Here is a 21,248-nt window from a genome sequence, read left to right on the forward strand (position 1 = left end):
GACGGTGCGGATGGCGGCGTCGTCGTCCGCGACGATGATGTGGCCGTTGGGCATGGCTTGTGACTCGGGCTCCGAACTCACGGGTCCAGGGTCGCTTCGCGGCCGTCGCGCGCGCTCGACATGGGCAGGAGGATGCGGAAGGTCGTCCGGCGGGGCGCGGGATCGCACTCGACGATGCCGCCATGGTCGCCGACGATCTTGGCCACCAATGCAAGTCCAAGGCCGGACCCCTGCGACTTCGTGGTGACGAAGGGGTCGAACAGGTCGGGCAGCAGCTCGGGCGAGATGCCCGGCCCGTTGTCGCGCACGGCCACCTCGATGGGCAGGCTGACGCGCTCGCGCGAGCCCGGCACCTGGAGACGCAGGCCGGTGCGGAAGGCCGTCGACAGGGTGATCTCGCCGTCGACCGAGTCCGCGCCGATCGCCTCGGTGGCGTTCTTGACGAGGTTGAGGATCACCTGGACGAGCTGGTCGCGGTTGCCCAGCACCGGCGGCAGCGACGGGTCGTAGGTCTCGACGAAGCGGATGTGGCGGGCAAATCCCGACTGCGCCGAGCGCTTCACCTGATCGAGCACCCCGTGGACGTTGACCGGCCCGCGCTCCACGGGCCGCTCGTCGCCGAACAGCTCCATCCGCTCGACGATCCGCACGATCCGGTCGGTCTCCTCGCAGATCAGGCGGGTGAGCACCCGGTCCTCCTCGGCGCCGGACTGCTCCAGGAGCTGCGCCGCGCCGCGGATGCCCGCGAGTGGGTTCTTGATCTCGTGGGCGAGCATGGCGCCGAGCGCCACCATCGAGCGGGCGGCGCCGCGGTGGGTGAGCTGCCGGTTCATCTTGTCGGCGATGGTGCGCTCCTGGAGCATCAGCACCACGGCCTCGCCCTCATCGCCGAGCCATGTCGCGAACACGTCGACGCTGCGCTCGCTGCCCGAGCGCGGCTGGACCAGCTCGACCCGGTACTCGCTGACGCTGGACCGGCGGCGGCGCACCTCGGCGACGAGCGCGATGATCGGCGAGGCGAAGGGGATGATGTCGCGCAAACGCCACCGCTGCATCAGCCGGGCGGAATGGTCGAAGAAGCTCTCCGCCGCGTGGTTGCAGTGCAGGATGCGGTCGTCCGCGCTGATGGTGAGCACCGGCAGCGGCAGGGCGTTGATTACCGATTCGGCCGTGGGCATGCCCCGCGGCCTCAGCGTCTCCCGCGGCCCGTCGCTCATGCCGCCTCCGCGATCGCAGGATCCGCCTCGCGAAAGGCGCGATCGAGGAGCGCCAGCGCCGTGTCCGGATCGGTCGTGGTCAGGAGCCGGGTGCGCTCAGCGGCACCCAAGGTCCCCGCGGCGTCGGCGTAGGCCGCCAAGTGCTTGCGGGCGTGGCGCACGCCCATCGCCGCGCCGTAGAGCGCGATCAGCCCGGCGTAGTGCTCGGCCGCCAGCCTGCCCTGCTCCGCGCGGGACGGTTCCCGCACCGGGCGGCCGGCCAGCGCGTTGGCGACGGCGCCTGCGAGCCAGGGACGTCCGATGGCGCCCCGGCCGATCATCACGCCGGCCGCGCCCGACGCGGCGAGGCACGCGCGGGCGGTTCCAGCATCGACGACATCGCCGTTGGCGATGACCGGGATCGACACAGCCTCGACCACCGGGCGGATCGCCGCCCAGTCGGCCGCGCCCTTGTAGAACTGCTGACGCGTCCGTCCGTGGACGGTCACGGCGTTCAGCCCCAGGCTCTGCGCGCGCCAGGCGAGGTCGGCGGCGTTGAGGCTATCGTGGTCCCAGCCGAGGCGCATCTTCACCGTGACGGGGACGGTCACCGCCGCGCGCACCGCCGCGAGCAGCCGGGCGGCGTGATCGGGGTCGCGCATCAGCGCCGAGCCCGCGGCCACGCCGGTGACGACCTTGGCCGGACAGCCCATGTTGACGTCGATCACGTCGGCGCCGTCGTCCTGAGCCATCCGCGCGGCCTCCGCCATCGGCCGGGCCGCGCATCCGGCGAGCTGGACCACGTGCGGGCTGACGCCGAAGCCATCCGCCCGCACCCGCGCCTCGCTCGCGCCCCTGGCGAACTCGGCCGCCGCCACCATCTCGGAGACCGCGGCGCTTGCCCCCGCGCGACGCGCGATCCGGCGCATGTGTAGGTCGGTGACGCCGGAGAGCGGCGCCAGCAGCACCACCGGTTCGGCCGAGCGTTCGCCCCGCAGGACGCTCAAATAATGATCAGGCATCATTCTGCACAACAAATAGACAAAAGTTGGCGCGACGCAAGCGCGGCCGCGATTTGATTTCGGAGGGTCCCCCGCTTAAACGACGGGCAGATGTCCCGAGACCCGGATCTGCCGCCGGCCGTTCCACGGACGGCGGTCCCGGCGACGGCACGGCGGAACCCTTACCATGTCCAGCCCCGGACCGAGCGTCGCCGCCATCGTCGTGGCGGCCGGCCGCGGCATCCGCGTCGGCGGCGGCATGCCCAAGCAGTATCGCCGCATCGGCGGGCAACCCGTGCTGGCCCGCACCCTCGACGCCCTCGGTGCGCACCCCGGCATCGGTCGCCTGCAGGTCGTGATCGCCGCCGACGCGGCCGAATTCTACCGGGATTGCCTCGCCGATCTTCTTCCTGAGACGCGCACGAAGCTGCTGCCGCCGGTCGAGGGCGGCGCGGCGCGCCAGGACTCCGTCCGCGCCGGCCTCGAAGCGCTGGCCGCGCTGGCCCCGCCCGACATCGTCCTCGTGCACGATGCGGCCCGGCCGCACGTGGATCTCGACCTGATCGACCGCGCGATCGCGGCCGGCCGCGACCACGGCGCGGCGGTGCCGGGCGTTCCCGTCAGCGACACGATCAAGCGCGTCGAGGCGCAGGCGCCCGGCATCGGCCGCGTGCGCGAGACGCCGGCCCGCGAGCACCTGCGCGCCGTGCAGACCCCGCAGGCCTTCGCCTTCTACGCCCTCCTCGATGCCCACCGCGCGGCCGCCGCCGAGAACCGCCACGGCTTCACCGACGACGGGGCGCTCGCCGAGTGGGCGGGCTTGACGGTCGTGGTGTTCGACGGCGATCCCTGCAACCGCAAGATCACGCAAGCCGCCGACCTGATCGACGCCGACCGGGCCTTCGCCGGCCGGGAGAGGGAGCCCGCCATGACCGCCACCGTGACCCGCCTCGGCACCGGCTTCGACGTGCATGCCTTCACCGAGGGCGACCACGTCTGGCTGGGCGGCGTGAAGATCCCCGCCGAGCGCGGCGTGCTCGCGCATTCGGACGGCGACGTGGCGCTGCACGCGCTCACCGACGCGCTCCTCGGCGCCATCGCCGACGGCGACATCGGCACCCACTTCCCGCCCTCCGACCCGCAGTGGCGCGGCGCCTCCTCCGACCGGTTCCTGGCGCATGCCTGCAAGCTGGTGCGGGCGCGGGGCGGGCGCATCGATCACCTCGACGTCACCGTGCTCGCGGAAAGCCCGCGCATCGGTCCCCACCGCGAAGCGATCCGGGCGCGCATCGCCGAGATCTGCGGCGTGCCGCTGACGGCCGTGTCGATCAAGGCAACCACCACGGAGAAGCTCGGCTTCGTCGGCCGCGCCGAGGGGCTGGCCGCCCAGGCCGCCGCCACCGTGCGCCTGCCGGAGGAACCCGAGGCGCCGGTCGACGACCAGGCCGAGACGGCCATGCGCCGGAGCTGATGGTCGATCGTTCGATCCTGCCGCCCGGACGTCGGCTGCCGAGGATACCGCACGAGCGGTCGCAACGACGTGGCCGTCGTGACTCAATTGAAATCAGGCGCCGAACCGGCCCCGGAGACCTGCGATGATCGATGATGCTGCTCTCCTTGCCCGCGCCGCAGCCCTGGTGGCACGCTGCGTGGGGGCGGGCCTGACGATCGCGACGGCGGAGTCCTGCACCGGCGGGCTCGTGGCCGGCCTCCTCACTGCGGTGCCGGGGTCCTCGGCGGTGCTCGATCGCGGCTTCGTCACCTACTCGAACGCGGCCAAGTCCGAGATGCTCGGCGTTCCCCCCGAGTTGATCGCCGCGCACGGCGCGGTGAGCGAGCCGGTCGCCCGCGCGATGGCCGAGGGCGCCCGCGCCGCCGCCCGGACCGAGGCCGCGGTGGCGATCACGGGCGTCGCAGGCCCCGGTGGCGGCAGCGCCGAAAAGCCCGTAGGCCTCGTGCATTTCGGGCTGGCGACGCGGGGCGCCGTGGGCCACCTGGAGCGGCGCTACGGCGACCTCGGGCGCGGCGAGATCCGGCGCCGCGCGGTGGCGGACGCCCTCGGCCTCCTGGAGGGCGCCTGCGATCCGTGACGGGGCGGGATCGCTTCGACATCGGCCAAGTCGCGCGCCGCCGACGCCTCAGCGCGCGGGGAGCGGCGCGGAGCGTTCGGTGCCGTAGACCCGGTCGGCACGGGCTTCGAACGCATCGGTGAACTTCCGGAAGGCACGATCGAACATCTTGCCCATCAGCAGGCCGAGCGCGAAGCTCTTGAACTCGTAGGTGATGAAGAAGTCGACCTCGCAGCCGCCGTCCCGGCCGGGCTTGAACGCCCAGCGGTTCTCGAGGTGGCGGAACGGGCCGTCGATGTACTCGGCCACGATCGTCAGGGCGGCCCGGTCCAGGCTGACGCGGGTGGTGAAGCGCTCGCGGATCGCCTTGTAGCCGACCCCCATCTCGGCGACGAGCACCTCGGCGCCCTCTCCCCGCCCGGCCCCCAAGTCCGGCTGGCGACGGATCACGCGCAGCGATTCGCAGAGCGGCAGGAACTCGGGGTAGCGCTCGACGTCGGCGACGAGGTCGTACATCTGCTGCGGCGCGTGGCGCACCGCGCGGGTGATCCGGAAGGACGGCATCGACGACTCAGGCTGAGAGGGGCTGGGCTGGCGCGAGGCGGGCGCGGCGCGCGGCCCGCAACCGGGCGAAATCCTCGCCCGCGTGGTGCGACGACCGGGTGAGCGGCGTCGCGGACACCAGCAGGAACCCCTTGGCGTAGGCCGTGGTCTCGAACGCCTTGAACTCGTCCGGCGGCACGAAGCGCACCACCGGGTGGTGCTTCTTCGTCGGCTGGAGGTACTGGCCGACGGTGAGGAAGTCGACGTCGGCCGAGCGCAGGTCGTCCATCAACTGCACGACCGCGTTGCGCTCCTCCCCTAAGCCCACCATGATGCCGGACTTGGTGAAGATGCCCGCGTCGAGTTCCTTCACGCGCTGCAGCAGCCGCACCGAGTGGAAGTAGCGCGCGCCCGGCCGCACCGTGAGGTAGTTGCCGGGCACCGTCTCGAGGTTGTGGTTGAACACGTCGGGCCGCGCCGCGACCACGGTTTCGAGGGCGCCGTCCTTGCGCAGGAAGTCGGGCGTCAGGATCTCGATGGTCGTCGCCGGGCTCAGCGTGCGAATCGCTGCGATGGTGCGGGCAAAATGCTCGGCGCCCCCGTCGGCGAGATCGTCGCGGTCGACCGACGTGATGACGACGTGGTGCAGGCCGAGCTTGGCCACCGCGTCGGCGATCTTCTCCGGCTCGTCGGCGTCCAGCGCCCCCGGCATCCCGGTGCGGACGTTGCAGAAGGCGCAGGCCCGCGTGCAGGTGTCGCCCATGATCATGAAGGTGGCGTGGCGCTTCTCCCAGCACTCGCCGATGTTGGGGCAGCCCGCCTCCTCGCAGACCGTGACCAGCCCGTGCTCGCGCACGATCTTCCGGGTCTCGGCCCAGGCGGGGGAGCCCGGCGCCTTGACGCGAATCCAGTCGGGCTTGCGCGCCTGAACCGCCTGGTCCGGCCGGTGCGCCTTCTCCGGATGGCGCACGCGCGCCGGCAGCGGCGGCCGGGGATCGTTCTTCAGGAGATCGAGGACGACGGCCATGCCACACCGCGAGCGACGACACCCGCGGCGCGGACATCGGGGAGTCCGTTCGACTTAAGACCTCCGGCGCGCGGCCGCAAACCGGCGCGACCGCGGGTCCCCCGCGTCCGGGGCACATGACGGACCGGTTCCTCGGGCCGATCCGGGAACGCGGCAGAGCGACGGGATGGCGGTGGAGGGCCCCGGCACCAGCGCCGGGCCGGCCGATGTCGGGATCAAGCCGGCCGGCTCCGCTGCGGACGCGGAGGCCCGCGCGAAGCTCAGCCCCGCTCCCTCAGAAGTAGCGCGCGGGACGACGGCCGTCGGGCAAGGCGAAGCCTGACCGCCGTCAGCCGCCCCGACGGGTCGGCGTCAGTTCGGATACCCGGCAGATGTCGTGGGCGGCCTCGGCGAGGACCGTCTGCGCGGCGGCGATCTCCGGCTCCGCGCCGGCCGGGGATGTGGGCTCCGCCGCCGCGGCGTAGGCCATCGGGGTCGGCGCCGAATCGACCGCGCCCGCCTTCCGCTTCTCGTAGAAGGCGTTGCCGCCGGCCACCGCCACGTAGTGCATGTTGTCGTAGGGGTAGCGCCGCCCGGCGGTGTGGAAGTACATCGCCCGGCCGACCTTCGCGTGGCGCTCGCCCGCGAGCACCGCGTCGGCGGCGTCGGCGACCTTCTGGAGGTCCTTGTCCGCCATCGGCTTGGTCAGCACGCCGGCCGCGAACTGCCCGGGCCGGCCGACCACGGCGCAGATGCCGCCGTTGGGAAAGGCGGCAGCCTCCAGCCGGTTCATCACCACCGTGCCGACCGCGAGCAATCCCTCGGGATCGCTGCGGTTGGATTCGAAGTACATCGCCCGGCCGAGGCAGTCGCGCTCGGCCTCCGTCGCGGCCACGGGCTTGGCGGCGCGCGTCGAGCCGGTGACGAGGTCGGTGTTCGCGCGGGTGGTGCAGGCGGCAAGTCCCGAAACCGCCAGGATCAGGCCGAGGCGGGACGCCGTGCGCATCGCGAGAACACCCTGCATGCCGTCTCGAGCTCCCTGCCGCGGGCACCGTCGACCCGCGGTGACTGATTCTCAAGCTTGAGGGCAAATCGGCTGAATCTGTGGCGCCGTCGGGATCACGGCCGGCGTGCAGGCGCGTGCTGCTGGCTTGATTGCGCCGCCTCGACCCCTTGCCCCGCCTCGCGCAGCATCTCCTGGGCGACCGCGCGGAACGCGCCGGTCGGCACGGCGATCGAGGGCGCAGCCCCGTCCTCCCGCGGATTGCTGGCCACGAGGACGCCGATCACCGCCGGCCGGTCGTTCTCGACCTGGAGCAGGGCCGAGCCGGATTCGCCCGGCACCGCCCGGCAGTCGTGCAGCAGCAGCCGCGTCGGGCCGAGCTGGGCGCTGCAATGCCCCTGCGTGCTCATCGTCTGCGGCCGCAGGCGGCTGTAGCCCGCCCGCCGGATCTCGCGCCGGAGGGGATCGCCGTCCGGCGCGCGGTCCTCCAGGGCCAGGGGCTCCACGGGGATCGGCTGCGCGAGCGCGACCAGCGCCCAGTCGCCCTGCATGTTCGGCTGTGCGGTGCCGTAGGCGTAGGCGTAGTCCGGCGGCTTGCGGTACCCGGTCGCCAGGGTATGGGCGCGGTACGCGCCCTGCCGGTAGCCCGCCACGAAGTGGACCTGCGCCGGGTTCACCCAGCGCTTGCGGGGCACGTCCCACAGGCAGTGCGCCGCGGTCAGCGCGAGCCGTGGCCCGATCAGGGTCGCGGTGCAGGCTTGCAGGCGGTTGGCGCCGAGCACGACGTTGAGCTTGCCGATGGCCGTGTAGGGCCACGCGTCGGCATCGAACGCGATGTCCTCCGCGCCCGCCGCCGCGGCGGACAGGAGGCCGAGCCCCGCAAGCAGGACCGCGCGCAACCGCTCAGGTCCCGACGTGCCGGGCGAAGGCCGCAAGGTCGACGTTGCCGCCGCTGATCACCACGCCGACGCGCTTGCCCCGCGCCGCGATGCGGCCGTGCAGCAGGGCGGCCGCTGCGAGGCATCCGGTCGGCTCGACCACGAGCTTCATCCGCTCGGCGAAGAACCGCATCGTCGCGACGAGCTCGCCGTCCGACACCGTGACGATGTCGGCGACGCGCTCGCGGATGATCGGGAAGGTGAGCGCGCCGAGGAAGGTGGTCTGCGCCCCGTCGGCGATGGTCCGCGGCACGGGGATCGTGACGATCCGCCCCGCGCGGAACGAGCGCTGGCCGTCGTCGCCGGCCTCGGGCTCGACGCCGATCACCGCGCAGCCGGGCGAACGCTCGGCCGCCGCCAGGGCGCAGCCGGAGATCAGGCCGCCGCCGCCGAGGCAGACGACGAGCATGTCGAGGGGGCCGGTGTCTTCGATCAGTTCGAGGGCCGCCGTCCCCTGCCCCGCGATCACGTCCGGGTGGTCGTAGGGCGGGATCAGGGTGAGCCCCCGCGCCTCGGCGATCTCGCGGCCGAGGGCGACGCGGTCCTGGGTGTAGCGGTCGAAGCGCACCACCTCGGCGCCGTAGCCCTCGGTGGCCGCGACCTTCATCGCCGGCGCGTCGAGCGGCATGACGATGGTCGCCGGCACGGCGAGCAGCCGGGCGGCCAGCGCCATCGCCTGGGCGTGGTTGCCCGACGAGTAGGCCAGCACCCCGCGGGCCCGCGCGTCGGCGGGCAGCGCCGCGATCGCGTTGTAGGCGCCGCGGAACTTGAAGGCGCCGGCCCGCTGGAGGTTCTCCGCCTTGAAGAACAGGCGCGCGCCGGTCTGCGCGTCGGCCGTGCGCGAGGTCAGCACCGGGGTCCGGTGCGCGACGCCCGCGAGGCGCTCGGCGGCGCGCGCGACATCGGCGAAGGTTGGCGAACGGGAGGGGCGGCTCGGTTCGGTCATGGCAGGCTCGCTCGGCCACCGCCCGGCCCGCGCCCGATGCGCGATCCTCCGGCGATGCAGCCTCACCCTCATACCCGCCGCCGCGCCGTTCGTGCAGCCCGCCCGGTGCATCGGAGCCAATCGCGCGCTCGCCGATTGTCAGGGATCGGCGGAACAGGCGGGAACACCATGCGGACAGGAACCAAGATCGGGCTCGGGGCGCTGGCCGCCGTGCTCCTGGGCGGGGCCGCCTTCGTGCGCTTCATCGTCTACCCGGAGCAGGCGAGCCTCGACTTCGCGGCTGGCACCGGCGCGAGCCCGACCCTGCCCGAGCCGAACCCGACGCTGATGCCGACCGTCAACATCGCCCGCGTCGCCGGCTGGGCGCAGGGGGCCAAGCCCAAGGCGGCGCAGGGGCTGTCGGTGGCTGCCTTCGCGCAGGGGCTAACGCATCCGCGCTGGGTCCACGTGCTGCCGAACGGCGACGTGCTGGTGGCCGAGAGCAACACCCCGCCGTCCGGCGACAAGTCCACCAGCGTGGCGGACTGGGTCGCGGACCGGGTGAAGGGGATGGCGGGCGCGGGCGTGAAGAGCCCCAACCGGATCGTGCTCCTGCGCGACACCGACGGCGACGGCGTAGCCGATCTGCGCACCGTGTTCCTGAAGGACCTGTACTCGCCCTTCGGCATGGCGCTCGTCGGCGGCGACCTCTACGTCGGCAACGCCAACGCCCTGGTGCGCGTGCCCTACGAGACCGGTCAGACCGAGATCACGGCCGTGCCGGAGAAGGTCGTCGACCTGCCGTCGGGCATCAACCATCACTGGACCAAGAACGTGATCGCGAGCCCGGACGGCACGAAGCTGTTCGTCACGGTGGGCTCGAACAGCAACGTGGGCGAGAACGGGCTCGACGCCGAGAAGGGCCGCGCCGCGATCTACGAGCTCGACCGGGCGAGCGGCGCGTTGCGCGCCTACGCCACCGGCCTGCGCAACCCCAACGGCCTCGGCTTCGAGCCGGTGACGGGCGCGCTCTGGACCGCGGTCAACGAGCGCGACGAGATCGGCAGCGACCTCGTGCCCGACTACGTCACGTCGGTGAAGGAGGGCGGCTTCTACGGCTGGCCCTACAGCTACTACGGGAGCCACGTCGACGCGCGCGTCAGCCCGCAGCGGCCGGACCTCGTGGCGACGGCGATCGTGCCGGACTACGCGCTCGGCACCCACACGGCGTCCCTCGGGATCGCGTTCTCGCAGGGCTCGACCCTGCCGCCGGCCTGGAAGAGCGGCCTGTTCGTCGCCCAGCACGGCTCGTGGAACCGCCGCCCGAAGAGCGGCTACGAAGTGCTCTACGTGCCGTTCGCCGACGGAAAACCCGCGGGCAAGCCGGTCGATGCGCTCACCGGCTTCCTCGATGCCGACGAGCGGGCGCAGGGACGCCCGGTCGGCGTGGCGATCGACAAGACCGGCGCGCTGCTGGTCTCCGACGACGTCGGCAACGCGATCTGGCGGGTGACCGGAGCGGCGGCTTCGCAGTGAGGCAGCGGGCGGGATCGGGCGCGGCGCAGCGCCCGTTCCCGGAGCGTGAGAAGCTCCTTCGCCGAACGCGATGCACCCTCCGCATGCTCGTGCGAGCGCTATGCTTCAGATCCCCGCGTACCAGCTGAATCCAGCTCGGAGAGCATGCCGCCGCGGCCCTGGCCGGGGTCGTCCACGCGGGCGACCGCCTCGATCAAGGTGACGTACTTCAGCGACTTGTAGCCGAGTGGGCGCTCGACCCGGAGCCGCACCGGCGCCCCGTGGTCGATCGGCAAGGCCCCGCTGTTCATGCCGTAGGCGAGGATTGTCTGCAGACGGAGGGCGTCGAACAGGTCGTAGGTGTCCCACAAGCCGTCGACGGTGCGGATCACCACGAAGCGCGCCTCGGGCTTGAGCCCGGCCACCGTCAGCACGTGCGCAACCCCGGTCCAGCCGCCGATCGCCGACCAGCCCTGCTCGCAGGCATGGAGCGTGATCTGCGCGCGCCGGCATCGCCCTGAGATCGGCAAGCGAGAACGCGGCCGGCCGCCCGACGAGGCCGCCGACCGGCAGCCGCCAGTCCGAGAAGCCCACAGCCTTCGAGCGGCGGTAGGCGAAGTCGTCCGGCTCGGTGGTGTTGATCGTCGGGAACACCGCCGAGATCGCTTCGGGCGCGAACTCGCGGGCGAGCGGCTGATGCCGCAGCAGGAAGCGCTGGACCGCGAAGTTGAGGGCGTCGCTCACGGCGTGGAGGCCGCCGCGGCTGGGCCCGCCGTCGCCCACGAGGTCGCAGCCGGACGGAGGCCCGCGGCCTCGACGGAGGCTCCGAGGATCAGCTTGCGGCGGCTGATGTCGCTCATCGGTCCGGCTCCGTCCGGCCCCCGGCGATCATCCCGCGCATCAGGGCGATGGGACCGTTGGCCCGCACCTGCCGGATATGCACGGCGAGGAACAGGATCAGCAGGGTTGCGGCAAAGAAGTGGATCGTGCGGGCCGATTGCCGGCCGCCGAACAGGGTGAACAGGTCGGGGAGCGCCGCCGTCGATCCAGTGCGTCGCGCGCACCCAGGGCGCGCGGCGGATCGGTGCCGTGCCCGCCCCGCTCATCGTCGGTCGCCCGCGTTCACGGCGAGGCGATCGCTTAGCCGGCTACAGGGAGCCGGCCCTCGAAGCTTCGGACCCGCAGCATCGCTGTCCCCGTCATCGCGGCCCTCTCAACCCCTTCGACCCTCGCGCTTGCCGACGAAATCGCCGACGTGATAGCGCGTTCGTTCATCATCCACACAGGTCTGGCGTGCGACAGCCCCGGGCGGCCTCCGCTTCGAATGAGCTTCCGTGAAGATCGCCCTCCTCGCCCACCTGAAGTTCCCGATCACGCAGCCCTATCCGGGCGGCCTGGAGATGCACACGCACCTGCTCGCCGGCGCCCTGCGACGGCGCGGCCACGACGTGACGCTGTTCGCCTCGGAAGGCTCCGACCCGGCGCTGGCGCCGATCCTGGTCTGCCCGCCGACCGGTGACGGTCTCGGCGATTCGCTCCGGCACGACGCGATCGAGCGGGCCGAGCGGGCGGCCTATGCCAGGATCATGGACGCGGTGATGCGGGGCAACTTCGACCTCGTCCACAACAACAGCCTGCACGACCTGCCCCTGCGCAGGAGCGGGGACCTCGCCGTCCCGATGGTGACGGCCCTGCACACGCCGCCGTTCGAATCCCTCGAAGCCGGCGTGCGGGCGGCAGCCGCCACGATGGCCTTCGCCGTGGTCTCGAACAGCCTGGCCGAGGCGTGGCGCGACATCGTTCCCGATCCCGTGACGATCGGCAACGGCGTGGAGTTGTCCGTCTTCGTCTACCGGGCCGCGGCGGACCCTGCCGGCTACGTGTTCTGGTCCGGTCGGATCGTCCCGGAGAAGGGGCTGCACCTCGCCATCGACGCGGCGCGCGCCGCCGGCCTGCCCCTGCGTTTCGCCGGCCCGCGGCCCGATCCGGCCTACTGGGCGGAGCGGATCGCCCCACGGCTCGGGCCCCACCTCACCGATCTCGGGCACCTCGCGCACACGGACCTCGCGGTCCATCTCGGCGGCGCGCGTGCAGCCCTCGTCACCCCCTGCTGGGAGGAGCCTTTCGGTCTCGTCGTCGCCGAGGCGCTCGCCTGCGGCACGCCGGTCGCCGGCTTCGGCCGCGGCGCCCTGCCCGACATCCTCGACGCCACCTGCGGCGCGCTCGGCCGCCCCGACGACGTGGATAGCCTCGCCGCGGCGATCGCGCGGGCGGTACGCCTCGACCGGCGCGCCTGCCGGGACCGGGCCGAGGCCCTGTTCGACGCCGAGGCGATGACGGCGGGCTACCTCGCCCTCTACGACGAGGCGATGGCCGCGCACCACCGGCTTCGGTCCATCGCCGCGCCGCGGCTCAGGCGGGTGGGCGGAGCGTCGGCTTGACCGTGGGGCCGGCGGTCGTGTGCGTGCCGGCGCGCGACGAAGTCCGGCGCCTGCCGCGCCTGATCCGCTCCCTCGGCCGCCAGGACGGACCCTGCGGACGCGAACCGCTCCGCGTCGTCATCGTCGCCAACAACTGCACGGACGGCACCATTGACGCCGTGCGGGCGATGGAGGCCGCGGGCGAGACCGGAACGCTCGCGATCCGGCTGATCGAGGCGGATCTGGCGCCGGCGCAGGCCCACGCCGGCACCGCCCGCCGCATGGCCCTCGACGCGGGCTCCGCTTGGCTCGAAGCGGAGGGCTTCCCGGACGGCACCCTCCTCACCACCGACGCCGATGCCCGGGTGCCGCGAAGCTGGATCGCGGCGAACCTGCGTGCGCTCGCTGGCGCGGAGATCGTCGGCGGCCGCCTCGTGCTCGACCCGGAAGACGCGCCCGACGCTGTGCTCGCCGACCTGCACGCGCGGATCGAGCGCTACTGGACCTGCGTGAGGGCTGTCGAGGACGCGCTCGATCCGCCGCCGCACGATCCGGCGCCGCGCCACGGCGACCATACCGGAGCGAGCCTCGCGCTCACGGCCTCGCTCTATCGCCGCGTCGGCGGCCTGCCGCCCCTGCCCCGCGGCGAGGACAACGCCCTGGTCGCCCGGGTAAGGCGGGCGGGAGGGCGCCTGCGTCACTGCCCCGACGTATCGGTCCTGGTCTCGGACCGCGCGGCCGGCCGCGCCGACGGCGGGATGGCGGCCGAGATGCTCCGCCGGGAGGCGGCGGCGCGCGCCGCCCTGCCCTACCGCCTTCCGGTGCCCGGCCACTGGCAGGCGCTGATCGCCCGCCGCGCGGCGCTCCGCCGGGCCTGGACGGGAACGGCCGGCCGCGAGCGCCGCGCGGCGCTGCTGGCCTTCGGCCTGACGGAGGCCGACCTGATCGCGATTGAGCCGGACGCCTGCGCGAACGACATCGCCTTCGTCGAGCGGGCGGCCCCGCGCCTCGAGGCCGCCGACGGACCGGCCCCGGAGATGGACCTGGACGCGGCGCTCGCGGCCTTCGACGCCCTGCTCCCCGGGCTCGGCCGCGGGCAGGCGGCGTGACCCGGCCGGTGGGCTACTACGTCCACCACCAGGGTGCCGGCCACTGGGAGCGGGCGTGCCGGATCGCGCGGGCGCTGCCGCGGCCCTGCACCCTGATCGGGACCCTCTCGGGCCTCGACCGCACCCAGGCTCCTGGGCCCGTCCTCGATCTGCCCGACGACCGCCTGCCCGCCACCGGGTTCGCGGGCCGCGACGGCGAGAGCGGGCGGCCCGAGGCCTTCCACTACGCCCCGCTCGGACTGCCGGGCCTCCGCCACCGGATGGCGGCGCTGGCCGTCTGGATCGCCGAGGCCGATCCCGCGCTGATCGTCGTCGACGTCTCGGTGGAGGTCGCGCTGTTTGCACGCCTCATGTCGGTGCCGGTCCTGATGGTCCGCTTGGCCGGCACCCGCACCGACCCGCCCCATCTCGAAGCCTTCCGCAGCGCCACGCGCCTGATCGCCCCGTTCCCGCGGGTGCTGGAGGGCGAGACGATCCCGGCCTGGGTGCGGGAGAAGACCCTCTACGCCGGCTTCCTCGGCGCCGCGGCCAGCGCGGCGCGCGACCCGGACCCGGCCGGCCCGATCGTCGCGGTGTTCGGCCGCGGCGGCGCCGGCGGCCATCGCGAACACCTCGCCGCGGCGGCCGGCGCCGTGCCGGAGCGCGATTGGCACGTCCTCGGGCCGATCCATGGCGAGACCGCGCGGGCGCCCCCCGCGAACCTCCACCTGCACGGCTGGGTCGCGGAGATCGAGCCGTTCCTCGCTCGGAGCGCCCTGGTGGTGGGGGGCGCCGGCGACGGGGTGGTGGCCGCGGTGGCGGCGGCCGGCCGACGCTTCGTCTGCCTGCCCGAGCCGCGGGCCTTCGGCGAGCAGACCGAGAAGGCCGCAGCCCTCGAACGGCTCGGCGCCGCGGTCGTGCGCACCGCCTGGCCCGCGGCCGAGGACTGGCCGGCGCTGATCCGCGCGGGTTTCGCCCTCGACCCGGCGGCCATCTCCACCCTGCACGATCCGGACGCGGTGCCGCGGCTCGCCGCCGCGATCGAGGCGATCGCCCGGGGCATCGAGGCGCGGGCGCCGTCCGGCCTTTGACGCGTCCTCCAGGTGGCGGACCCCCGTCCGTGGATGTGAGCCGCCTAGAACGGCCGCTCCGGCGGCACCTGCGCGGCGGCGATCTCGGCCTCGGTCGGTGGCCGCAGCACGATGAGGCCGTCGCGCCGGTCATGCTCCAGAAGCGCGAGGGCGGCGAAGGCGTCGAGCCAGCCGGCCATCGGCCAGACGCCGTGGCGCGCCTGGAATCGACGGGCGTTGGCGACGATGTCGGAAAAATGCTGGAGCGGCGGGTCGCAGGCGCGGTGGTGCTGATGCCACGCGTGCATCCCACCCGCGAACAGCACCGGCACACCGATTGCTGCCGCGCGGAAGGCAAGGTCGGTGTCCTCGGCGCCGTAGCCGTCGAACCCTTCGTCGAAGCCGCCGATGCGGTCGTAGGTGGCGGCCCGCACCGCGAAGGCCAACGACCAGAACAGGCCCGGTTGCGGGGCCGGGATCACGCCGGATCGCGGGAAGGTTCGGGCCGGATGGCGCAGCCCGAGCCGATCGAGCTGCGCCTCGGTCCACCCATCCGCGACCGCGCCCTGCGGCAGGTAGCGGATTTCGCAGCAGATCAGCGCGTCGTGCTCCGCGATCGCGGCGGCGAGGCCCGCCACGAGACCGGCGGAGGGGATGCAGTCGACGTCGAGGAACACGAGGGCGTCGCCGGTCGCCGCACGACGCCCGGCGTTGCGGGCGGCGGCAAGCGGCAGGCCGCGGCTGCGCAGGTGCGTGCGCCGGACGGGGAAACCGAGGGCCGGCGGCGGCGCCTCGTCCCCGCCCATCTCGACGACGACCGCCTCCGCGGGCGGTGCGCCGCGGGCGAGGCCTTCGAGCAGGCGCGCGAGGTGATGCCCGCGGCCCTTGTTGAGGGTGACGACGCTGACGCTCACGGGTCGGCGGCACGCGCGCGCAGCACGTCGATGCGGTAGTCCTGCGTCCGCACCTGATGGAACGGGCGGGCAAAGCCGGCCGCAGCGATGAAGGCGTCCGCCGCGTCCTCGCCGGAGAGGGGATAGTCGGTTCCGCCGAGCCAGTGCACCAGCACCACGTCGCCGCCCGGCTCGATCGCGGACGCCACGCGGGCGGCGATGCGGAGGAGGTCGGCCCGCGAGAAGAAGTAGAGGAGCTCCGAGAGCAGGATCAGATCGAAGCGGCCGTCGGGCCAGGAATCCGGGATCGCGCAGGCCTCGAAGCGCACCCACGGCTGGTCGGCGCAGCGCGCCCGCGCGGCATCGAGCGCCACCGGCACCACGTCGAGGCCGATGAGCGCGTCGCAGCGCAGGGCGAGGCTCCGCGACAGCACCCCGGCGGAGCAGCCGACCTCGAGGGCCGAGGCGTAGCGCGCGCGCGGCAGGCTGGCCAGCGTTGCCGCGTACTTGCCGGATTCGTACGCGCTGGTCGCGAAGCCCCAGGGATCGGAATCCTCGCCGTACAGCCCCACGAAGTAGTCCGGCGGCAACGAGGTCTGGGGACGGTTCATTCCGGCAGCTCGATGAACCATTCGTGCGGTCCGCACAGGCGCTCCACCATCGCCTCCGGCAGGCGGAAGCCCTCGGGGTCGTCCGCGATCAGGCCCGTGGTCTGGGAGGCGTGGGCGGCCACCGCGCGGCGCTTGGCGGCCCGATGCGGTTCGATGTCGAGGCGGAAGCCCCGCGGCGCCGGCCCGACCTCGCGCTCCGGCGGCAGGGTCCAGCCCCAGACCGGGTAGGCGAAGGCGCGCATGGCCGGCCTCCTCGGGCGGGCGAGATCGACGATGGCCGCCGCCGCGGCGTGATCGCAGTGGGGATCGTGGCGCCACGTCACGAACACCGCCCCGGCGTCGCAATCCTGCGCGGCCGCGGCGATCCGGTCGGCGGCGGACCGGGCCTCCGGCCCCGCACGCGGCACGTGCGCGTCGGGCAGCCCCAGGAACGTTACGTGCCCGGGCACGAGGCCGAGCGCGGCCACCGCGCGCAGGGTCTCGTCCTGGCGCAACGCCCGCAGGCGCTCCCGCGGATACAGCCGGGAGTTCGGATGCGAGCCGCAGCCGTCGCTGACGACGACGAGGCGGACGGCGTCACCGCGGCGGCAGGCTTCGGCAATCAGGCCGCCGCAGCCGAGGCTCTCGTCGTCGGGGTGGGGTGCGACCACGACGAGGCCGCGCCCGCCGGTCATCGCGGTCAGCCCGGCGACCGGCAGGGTGTGCAGGAGCGGGAGGAAGGCGTCGGCACGCATCGTCTCAGGTCGTCTCTGGGTCCGGCCAGAGGGCGTGAATCGGAACGTCGGCATCGAGCACGTGAGCCCCGGCGCCGGCAAGCGCCGCGTCGGGCCCCGGCTGACGCAAGTATGTCGCCAGGTCGCGCACCGGCCGCTCCAGGGGATGGTCTTCGAGGAAGCCCGCGAGCCCGACCGAGCGCTGGGCCAGTTCGATCACGTCGAGCCCGGCCCGCTCGACCGCGCCGCGGGCGAGGTTCACGTAGGCGATCACGCTCTCGGGATCGACGGACTCCGCGGTCGCGAACCGGGCCGCGCGCTCCACGAAGAGCCGCGCGGTCTCCGCGGCGGTCGCGGCGCGCCCGAGCCGGGCGCGCTGGTGCGGATCGCCGCCGCGGCCGGTCGCCAGGAGGTGGTCCCGATGCGCGCCGAGCACGGCCTCGATGCCTCCGCACTGGACGGCAAGGAAGCGCCACGCCCCACCACTGAAGAAGGGCTGGCGACCGTAGTCGTCGGCCGCGCCGATCCGCTCGCCGGGACCGATCCGGATGCCCGAGAAATCGACAGTCCCGGTCGCGGTGGCGCGCATGCCCTGAATCCGCCAGCCGGAGAGATCCGTGCGCGCGTCGGGGTCCAGGGGCACCACCAGCATCTGGCGCTTGCCGTCCGGCAACCGGGCCGTCACCAGGGGCCGGGTCACGTGGCCGGCGCCCGACGCGTAGGACTTCGCACCGGTCAGCAGAGGCCCTTCCGCGTCCGCGCCGAGCGCGAGGCCGCCCGGCTCCGGCTCTGTGTTCCACACCCCGAACAGGTGCCCCGCGTGCGCATCCGCCGAGAAGCGGGCGCGGACCGTGTCGCTGCCGTAGCGCAGGATCAGGGCCAGGGCATTGACGTGCCCCTCGTAGACCCGGCCGACCGCGAGGTTCGCCCGACCGATCCCGCGAAGGACGTCGCGCAGGGTTGCGGCGCGCCCCGGCTCGCACAGACCGGCGCCGCCGAGGGCCTCCGGCAAGGGCGCGGCGAGCAGCCCGGCCGCGCGCAGGCCCGCGATCGCCTCGCTCGGGAAGCTCCCCTGTCGGTCGGGCGCCGGGGCGTGCGCGACCGCCGAGGTTGCGGCCTCGACGACGTGCGCGAGCCGCTGCGCGAGCGTGGCGCGTTCAATGTGGATCGTCATGGTCCGATGGAAGATGGCGCACGCGTGCGAATCGACCATGCACGGATGTGAAATCCGCGCAGCATTTCGGCCATTCCGTTCGATCCGCCGGAAGGCTTGACCGCCGCGCCAGCATGATCCTTGCTCGGCGCTTGACCCGGCCGGCAGACGAGAGGCCCCCGTGCTCCTGACCCCCCGCGAGAAAGACAAGCTCCTCGTCGCCATGGCCGCGCAGGTCGCGCGCAATCGCCTGGGGCGCGGGGTGAAGCTCAACCACCCGGAGGCGATCGCGCTCATCACCGACTTCGTGGTCGAGGGCGCCCGCGACGGGCGCTCGGTGGCCGAGCTGATGCAGGCCGGCGCCAACGTTCTCACCGCCGATCAGGTGATGCCGGGGATCGGCGAGATGATCCACGACATCCAGGTCGAGGCGACGTTTCCCGACGGCACCAAGCTCGTCACGGTGCATCACCCGATCCGCGGCGCACCCTCCCCCGACGTTCCGGGCGCGGTCACGACGCTGCCGGGCGAGATCGTGTTCAACGCCGGCGCCGAGCGCACGGTGATCGAAGTCGCCAACACCGGCGACCGGCCGATTCAGGTGGGCTCGCACTACCACTTCTACGAGGTCAACCCAGGGCTGGCGTTCGATCGCGAGAAGGCGCGCGGCCGGCGCCTCGACATCGCGCCGGGCACGGCGGTGCGCTTCGAGCCGGGCTCGACGCGGGAGGTCGTGCTGGTGCCGCTCTCGGGCGGGCGGACGGTGTACGGGTTCCGCGGCGACGTGATGGGGGCGCTGTGACGCCGTCCTGCCCGCCCCCCGCGGCGGTCCCGCCGCAGTCAGGCCTCCAACTCGGGCAGGCCCAGACCTTCGACCGACCAACGCATGCCGAACAGGTCGCGCACGGCATCCACCTTCAAGTCGCTCGCGGCCGCCCGCGTGGCGAGCATCTGAAGCGCGATGCTCGGGTCCTTGCCGTCGTAGGCCGTGAACACCGCCTGGGTCAGGCGCTTGTCGAAACGCTGCATCGTCAGCGCCGCGAAGTCCTTGCGCGCGAGGGAGCGGTTCTCGTCGACGAAGGCGCGGATCTCGCGGGCGCGGGCTGCGAGGGCCGCATTGACCGTGCCCTGGTAGTCGAGGACGCGGGCCGCGATATCGGGCGGAAGGATCGCCACCACGTCGTCGACCGCGCCGGTGGCGACCCAGGCGAGCACGTTCTTCTCGAACTGGACGCCCGCCAGCGCCTTGTGGCGCAGGACGTAGCCGTCGGTCTTCAGCTTCAGGCGATGGCCGTCGTCGAAGCAGACGACGTAACCTTCGATGCCGGCCTCCTGCCGCGCGCGGGCGACGAAACGCTTCGGGTCGGCGATGCGTCCGGCGACCGTGACGGCCCGAACGCCGAAGCGCTCCGCCAACCGCACCAGGTCCGCCTGCGGCAGGTACGTGCCCGACACCATGGCGCGGGCGGCCAGCAGCGTGAGGGCCGGCGTGTCGTAGGCGACGACGATCCGGTTGCCCGGGGAGGTGAACTCGAAGATCGGCGTGATGCCGCCCGCCAACAGATGCCGGGACAGGCCGAGGACGCCCTCGTCGGCATGGGTCTGCGCGAGGGCGGCCTGCACGGTCGCGCCCATCCGCGTCATGAACACCAGGGTGCTGTCGAGCAGGACCGGATGCACCATCGATCCGTCGAGCTTGTCGAGGATGCAATGCGGCGCCGACCAGTCGATGTCCTCGATCCGTTCGCGCTCGCCGAGATTGAAGAATTTGTGGAAGGGGCGGCCTATGATCCGGCCGTCGGCATCGAACTTCAGGCCGCGGCACTCGCGGGACACCGCCGAGCCGAAGGTCTCCGGCACCGCGAAGACGTAATCGATCACGGTACGGGTCCCGCGCCTGGATACGACGAAGCCCTGATCGAAGGAGATATGGGGTGTTACGTCCGAGAGGGATTCAATTCTTGGGAAGATCATGTCCGATTTCTTGTCGATATCGGCCGCGAGGATGCGAGGCATGACAAAGTCGAAGCTTCGCGTGATCGCGTCGGTGTGACATGGGTGTCTCTCCTTGAAGGATCGTCGTCTTACCGGGCCTTCGAAGCGGATGCTCTTGGTCGCCAAGCAAGGGTTTGAGCCTATGCCCGTCTTCGCGGTCCCTGTCGCCTCCGGGAATGCGTTTCGCCCCACGGGCGGCCCGTCATGGTCGGTCTACGGCGTCGAAGGAAAGCTCTGAGCCATGTCCAACATTCCCGCCCCGGCCTCCCTCCCCCGCGCGGCCTATGCCGACATGTTCGGCCCGACGACCGGCGACCGTATCCGGCTCGCCGACACGTCCCTGGAGATCGCGGTCGAGCGCGATCTCACCACCTACGGCGAGGAGGTGAAGTTCGGCGGCGGCAAGGTCATCCGCGACGGGATGGGGCAGAGCCAGGTCACCAACGCCGACGGCGCCGTCGACACCGTCATCACCAACGCGGTGGTGCTCGACCATTGGGGCGTGGTGAAGTGCGACGTCGGCATCGTGAAGGGCCGTATCCACAAGCTCGGCAAGGCCGGCAACCCGGACATCCAGCCGGGCGTCGACATCGTCGTCGGCCCCGGCACCGAGGTGATCGCGGGGGAAGGCAAGATCCTCACGGCCGGCGGCTTCGACAGCCACATCCACTTCATCTGCCCGCAGCAGATCGACGAGGCCCTGTGCTCAGGGATCACCACCATGCTCGGCGGCGGCACGGGCCCGGCGCACGGGACGTTTGCCACCACCTGCACCCCCGGCCCCTGGCACCTTGCCCGGATGATCGAGGCGGCAGACAGCTTCCCGATGAACCTCGCCTTCGCCGGCAAGGGCAACGCCTCGCGCCCCGAATCGCTCGTCGAGATGGTGCGGGCCGGCGCCTGCGCCCTGAAGCTGCACGAGGATTGGGGCACGACGCCCAAGGCCATCGACACCTGCCTCACGGTCGCAGACCTCCACGACGTGCAGGTGATGATCCACACCGACACCCTGAACGAATCCGGCTTCGTCGAGGACACGATCGCGGCGTTTGCCGGCCGCACCATCCACGCCTTCCACACCGAGGGCGCGGGCGGCGGGCACGCGCCCG

Annotated in this window: 20 protein-coding genes and 1 pseudogene; 8 read left to right on the forward strand and 13 right to left on the reverse strand. The window is 72.9% G+C overall.

Annotated features, from left to right (window positions below):
• Positions 1 to 77 precede the first annotated feature (77 nt).
• Together ACFE8Y_RS14660 and dusB are read right to left on the reverse strand one after the other, a co-directional pair.
• Entirely contained in the window at positions 78 to 1,217 is a 1,140-nt protein-coding gene (locus tag ACFE8Y_RS14660; RefSeq protein WP_375465125.1) for a nitrogen regulation protein NR(II), read from the reverse strand.
• Positions 1,214 to 2,221, reverse strand: a complete 1,008-nt coding sequence (gene dusB / locus ACFE8Y_RS14665; RefSeq protein ID WP_375465126.1) for a tRNA dihydrouridine synthase DusB — start codon at positions 2,219 to 2,221, stop codon at positions 1,214 to 1,216. Before dusB ends, ACFE8Y_RS14660 begins: the two co-directional genes overlap by 4 nt.
• A 163-nt stretch (positions 2,222 to 2,384) precedes the next feature.
• Between dusB and ACFE8Y_RS14670 the strand changes: the two genes are divergently transcribed.
• Both ACFE8Y_RS14670 and ACFE8Y_RS14675 read left to right on the forward strand, forming a co-directional pair.
• Positions 2,385 to 3,668: a bifunctional 2-C-methyl-D-erythritol 4-phosphate cytidylyltransferase/2-C-methyl-D-erythritol 2,4-cyclodiphosphate synthase gene (locus ACFE8Y_RS14670; RefSeq protein ID WP_375465127.1), complete on the forward strand. Its 1,284-nt coding sequence runs from the start codon at positions 2,385 to 2,387 to the stop codon at positions 3,666 to 3,668.
• A gap of 124 nt (positions 3,669 to 3,792) precedes the next feature.
• Positions 3,793 to 4,287, forward strand: a complete 495-nt coding sequence (locus ACFE8Y_RS14675; protein WP_375465128.1) for a CinA family protein — start codon at positions 3,793 to 3,795, stop codon at positions 4,285 to 4,287.
• Between the two features lie 48 nt (positions 4,288 to 4,335).
• Here ACFE8Y_RS14675 and ACFE8Y_RS14680 read toward each other — a convergent pair whose 3' ends face one another.
• The 5 genes from ACFE8Y_RS14680 to ACFE8Y_RS14700 form a co-directional block, all read right to left on the reverse strand.
• On the reverse strand, positions 4,336 to 4,830 hold the full coding sequence (locus ACFE8Y_RS14680) for a type II toxin-antitoxin system RatA family toxin (RefSeq protein ID WP_375465129.1): 495 nt from the start codon (positions 4,828 to 4,830) through the stop codon (positions 4,336 to 4,338).
• A gap of 7 nt (positions 4,831 to 4,837) precedes the next feature.
• Positions 4,838 to 5,836: a lipoyl synthase gene (gene lipA, locus ACFE8Y_RS14685; protein ID WP_375465130.1), complete on the reverse strand. Its 999-nt coding sequence runs from the start codon at positions 5,834 to 5,836 to the stop codon at positions 4,838 to 4,840.
• A 328-nt stretch (positions 5,837 to 6,164) separates the two neighbouring features.
• On the reverse strand, positions 6,165 to 6,839 hold the full coding sequence (locus ACFE8Y_RS14690) for a cell wall hydrolase (RefSeq protein ID WP_375465131.1): 675 nt from the start codon (positions 6,837 to 6,839) through the stop codon (positions 6,165 to 6,167).
• Positions 6,840 to 6,934: 95 nt separating this feature from the next.
• Positions 6,935 to 7,717, reverse strand: a complete 783-nt coding sequence (locus ACFE8Y_RS14695; protein WP_375465132.1) for a trypsin-like serine peptidase — start codon at positions 7,715 to 7,717, stop codon at positions 6,935 to 6,937.
• Between the two features lie 4 nt (positions 7,718 to 7,721).
• The gene (locus tag ACFE8Y_RS14700) at positions 7,722 to 8,702 is read right to left on the reverse strand and encodes a threo-3-hydroxy-L-aspartate ammonia-lyase (RefSeq protein WP_375465133.1); all 981 of its coding nucleotides are present in this window, start codon (positions 8,700 to 8,702) and stop codon (positions 7,722 to 7,724) included.
• A 168-nt stretch (positions 8,703 to 8,870) separates the two neighbouring features.
• Between ACFE8Y_RS14700 and ACFE8Y_RS14705 the strand changes: the two genes are divergently transcribed.
• Positions 8,871 to 10,217 (forward strand): PQQ-dependent sugar dehydrogenase, encoded by a 1,347-nt coding sequence (locus tag ACFE8Y_RS14705; RefSeq protein ID WP_375465134.1) that lies wholly within the window; start codon positions 8,871 to 8,873, stop codon positions 10,215 to 10,217.
• Positions 10,218 to 10,322: 105 nt separating this feature from the next.
• On the opposite strand, the pseudogene ACFE8Y_RS14710 reads toward ACFE8Y_RS14705, so the two are convergent.
• Positions 10,323 to 11,056, reverse strand: a pseudogene (locus ACFE8Y_RS14710) (molybdopterin-dependent oxidoreductase).
• A 474-nt stretch (positions 11,057 to 11,530) separates the two neighbouring features.
• Between ACFE8Y_RS14710 and ACFE8Y_RS14715 the strand changes: the two are divergent.
• Genes ACFE8Y_RS14715 through ACFE8Y_RS14725 form a run of 3 tightly spaced genes read left to right on the forward strand, consistent with a single transcriptional unit; the run spans position 11,531 to position 14,795 of the window.
• Positions 11,531 to 12,637 carry a glycosyltransferase family 4 protein gene (locus tag ACFE8Y_RS14715; RefSeq protein ID WP_375465135.1) on the forward strand — a complete coding sequence of 369 codons (1,107 nt, stop codon included), beginning with the start codon at positions 11,531 to 11,533 and terminating at the stop codon, positions 12,635 to 12,637.
• On the forward strand, positions 12,634 to 13,725 hold the full coding sequence (locus ACFE8Y_RS14720; protein ID WP_375465136.1) for a glycosyltransferase: 1,092 nt from the start codon (positions 12,634 to 12,636) through the stop codon (positions 13,723 to 13,725). Before ACFE8Y_RS14715 ends, ACFE8Y_RS14720 begins: the two co-directional genes overlap by 4 nt.
• Positions 13,722 to 14,795 (forward strand): glycosyltransferase, encoded by a 1,074-nt coding sequence (locus ACFE8Y_RS14725; RefSeq protein WP_375465137.1) that lies wholly within the window; start codon positions 13,722 to 13,724, stop codon positions 14,793 to 14,795. Before ACFE8Y_RS14720 ends, ACFE8Y_RS14725 begins: the two co-directional genes overlap by 4 nt.
• Positions 14,796 to 14,839: 44 nt before the next feature.
• Here ACFE8Y_RS14725 and ACFE8Y_RS14730 read toward each other — a convergent pair whose 3' ends face one another.
• Genes ACFE8Y_RS14730 through ACFE8Y_RS14745 form a run of 4 tightly spaced genes read right to left on the reverse strand, consistent with a single transcriptional unit; the run spans position 14,840 to position 18,165 of the window.
• Entirely contained in the window at positions 14,840 to 15,688 is an 849-nt protein-coding gene (locus ACFE8Y_RS14730) for a glycosyltransferase family 2 protein (RefSeq protein WP_375465138.1), read from the reverse strand.
• On the reverse strand, positions 15,685 to 16,278 hold the full coding sequence (locus ACFE8Y_RS14735) for an SAM-dependent methyltransferase (RefSeq protein ID WP_375465139.1): 594 nt from the start codon (positions 16,276 to 16,278) through the stop codon (positions 15,685 to 15,687). The genes ACFE8Y_RS14730 and ACFE8Y_RS14735 overlap by 4 nt, the downstream gene beginning before the upstream one ends.
• Positions 16,275 to 17,012 carry a PIG-L deacetylase family protein gene (locus ACFE8Y_RS14740; RefSeq protein ID WP_375465140.1) on the reverse strand — a complete coding sequence of 246 codons (738 nt, stop codon included), beginning with the start codon at positions 17,010 to 17,012 and terminating at the stop codon, positions 16,275 to 16,277. The genes ACFE8Y_RS14735 and ACFE8Y_RS14740 overlap by 4 nt, the downstream gene beginning before the upstream one ends.
• 4 nt (positions 17,013 to 17,016) lie before the next feature.
• Entirely contained in the window at positions 17,017 to 18,165 is a 1,149-nt protein-coding gene (locus ACFE8Y_RS14745) for an acyl-CoA dehydrogenase family protein (RefSeq protein ID WP_375465144.1), read from the reverse strand.
• Between the two features lie 160 nt (positions 18,166 to 18,325).
• Between ACFE8Y_RS14745 and ACFE8Y_RS14750 the strand changes: the two genes are divergently transcribed.
• A complete protein-coding gene (locus tag ACFE8Y_RS14750; RefSeq protein ID WP_375465141.1) occupies positions 18,326 to 18,946 on the forward strand; it encodes an urease subunit gamma in 621 nt (206 codons plus the stop codon).
• 38 nt (positions 18,947 to 18,984) lie between these two features.
• On the opposite strand, the gene ACFE8Y_RS14755 is transcribed toward ACFE8Y_RS14750, so the two are convergent.
• Complete coding sequence (locus tag ACFE8Y_RS14755) at positions 18,985 to 20,025, reverse strand: RNA ligase (RefSeq protein WP_375465142.1); 1,041 nt, start codon at positions 20,023 to 20,025, stop codon at positions 18,985 to 18,987.
• 355 nt (positions 20,026 to 20,380) lie between these two features.
• Between ACFE8Y_RS14755 and ACFE8Y_RS14760 the strand changes: the two genes are divergently transcribed.
• Positions 20,381 to 21,248, forward strand: an 868-nt coding sequence (locus ACFE8Y_RS14760) for an urease subunit alpha (protein ID WP_375465143.1), incomplete at its 3' end; no start/stop codon positions are given.

Source organism: uncultured Methylobacterium sp., assembly GCF_964242245.1.
In the GTDB taxonomy this organism is placed as follows: Bacteria; Pseudomonadota; Alphaproteobacteria; order Rhizobiales; family Beijerinckiaceae; genus Methylobacterium.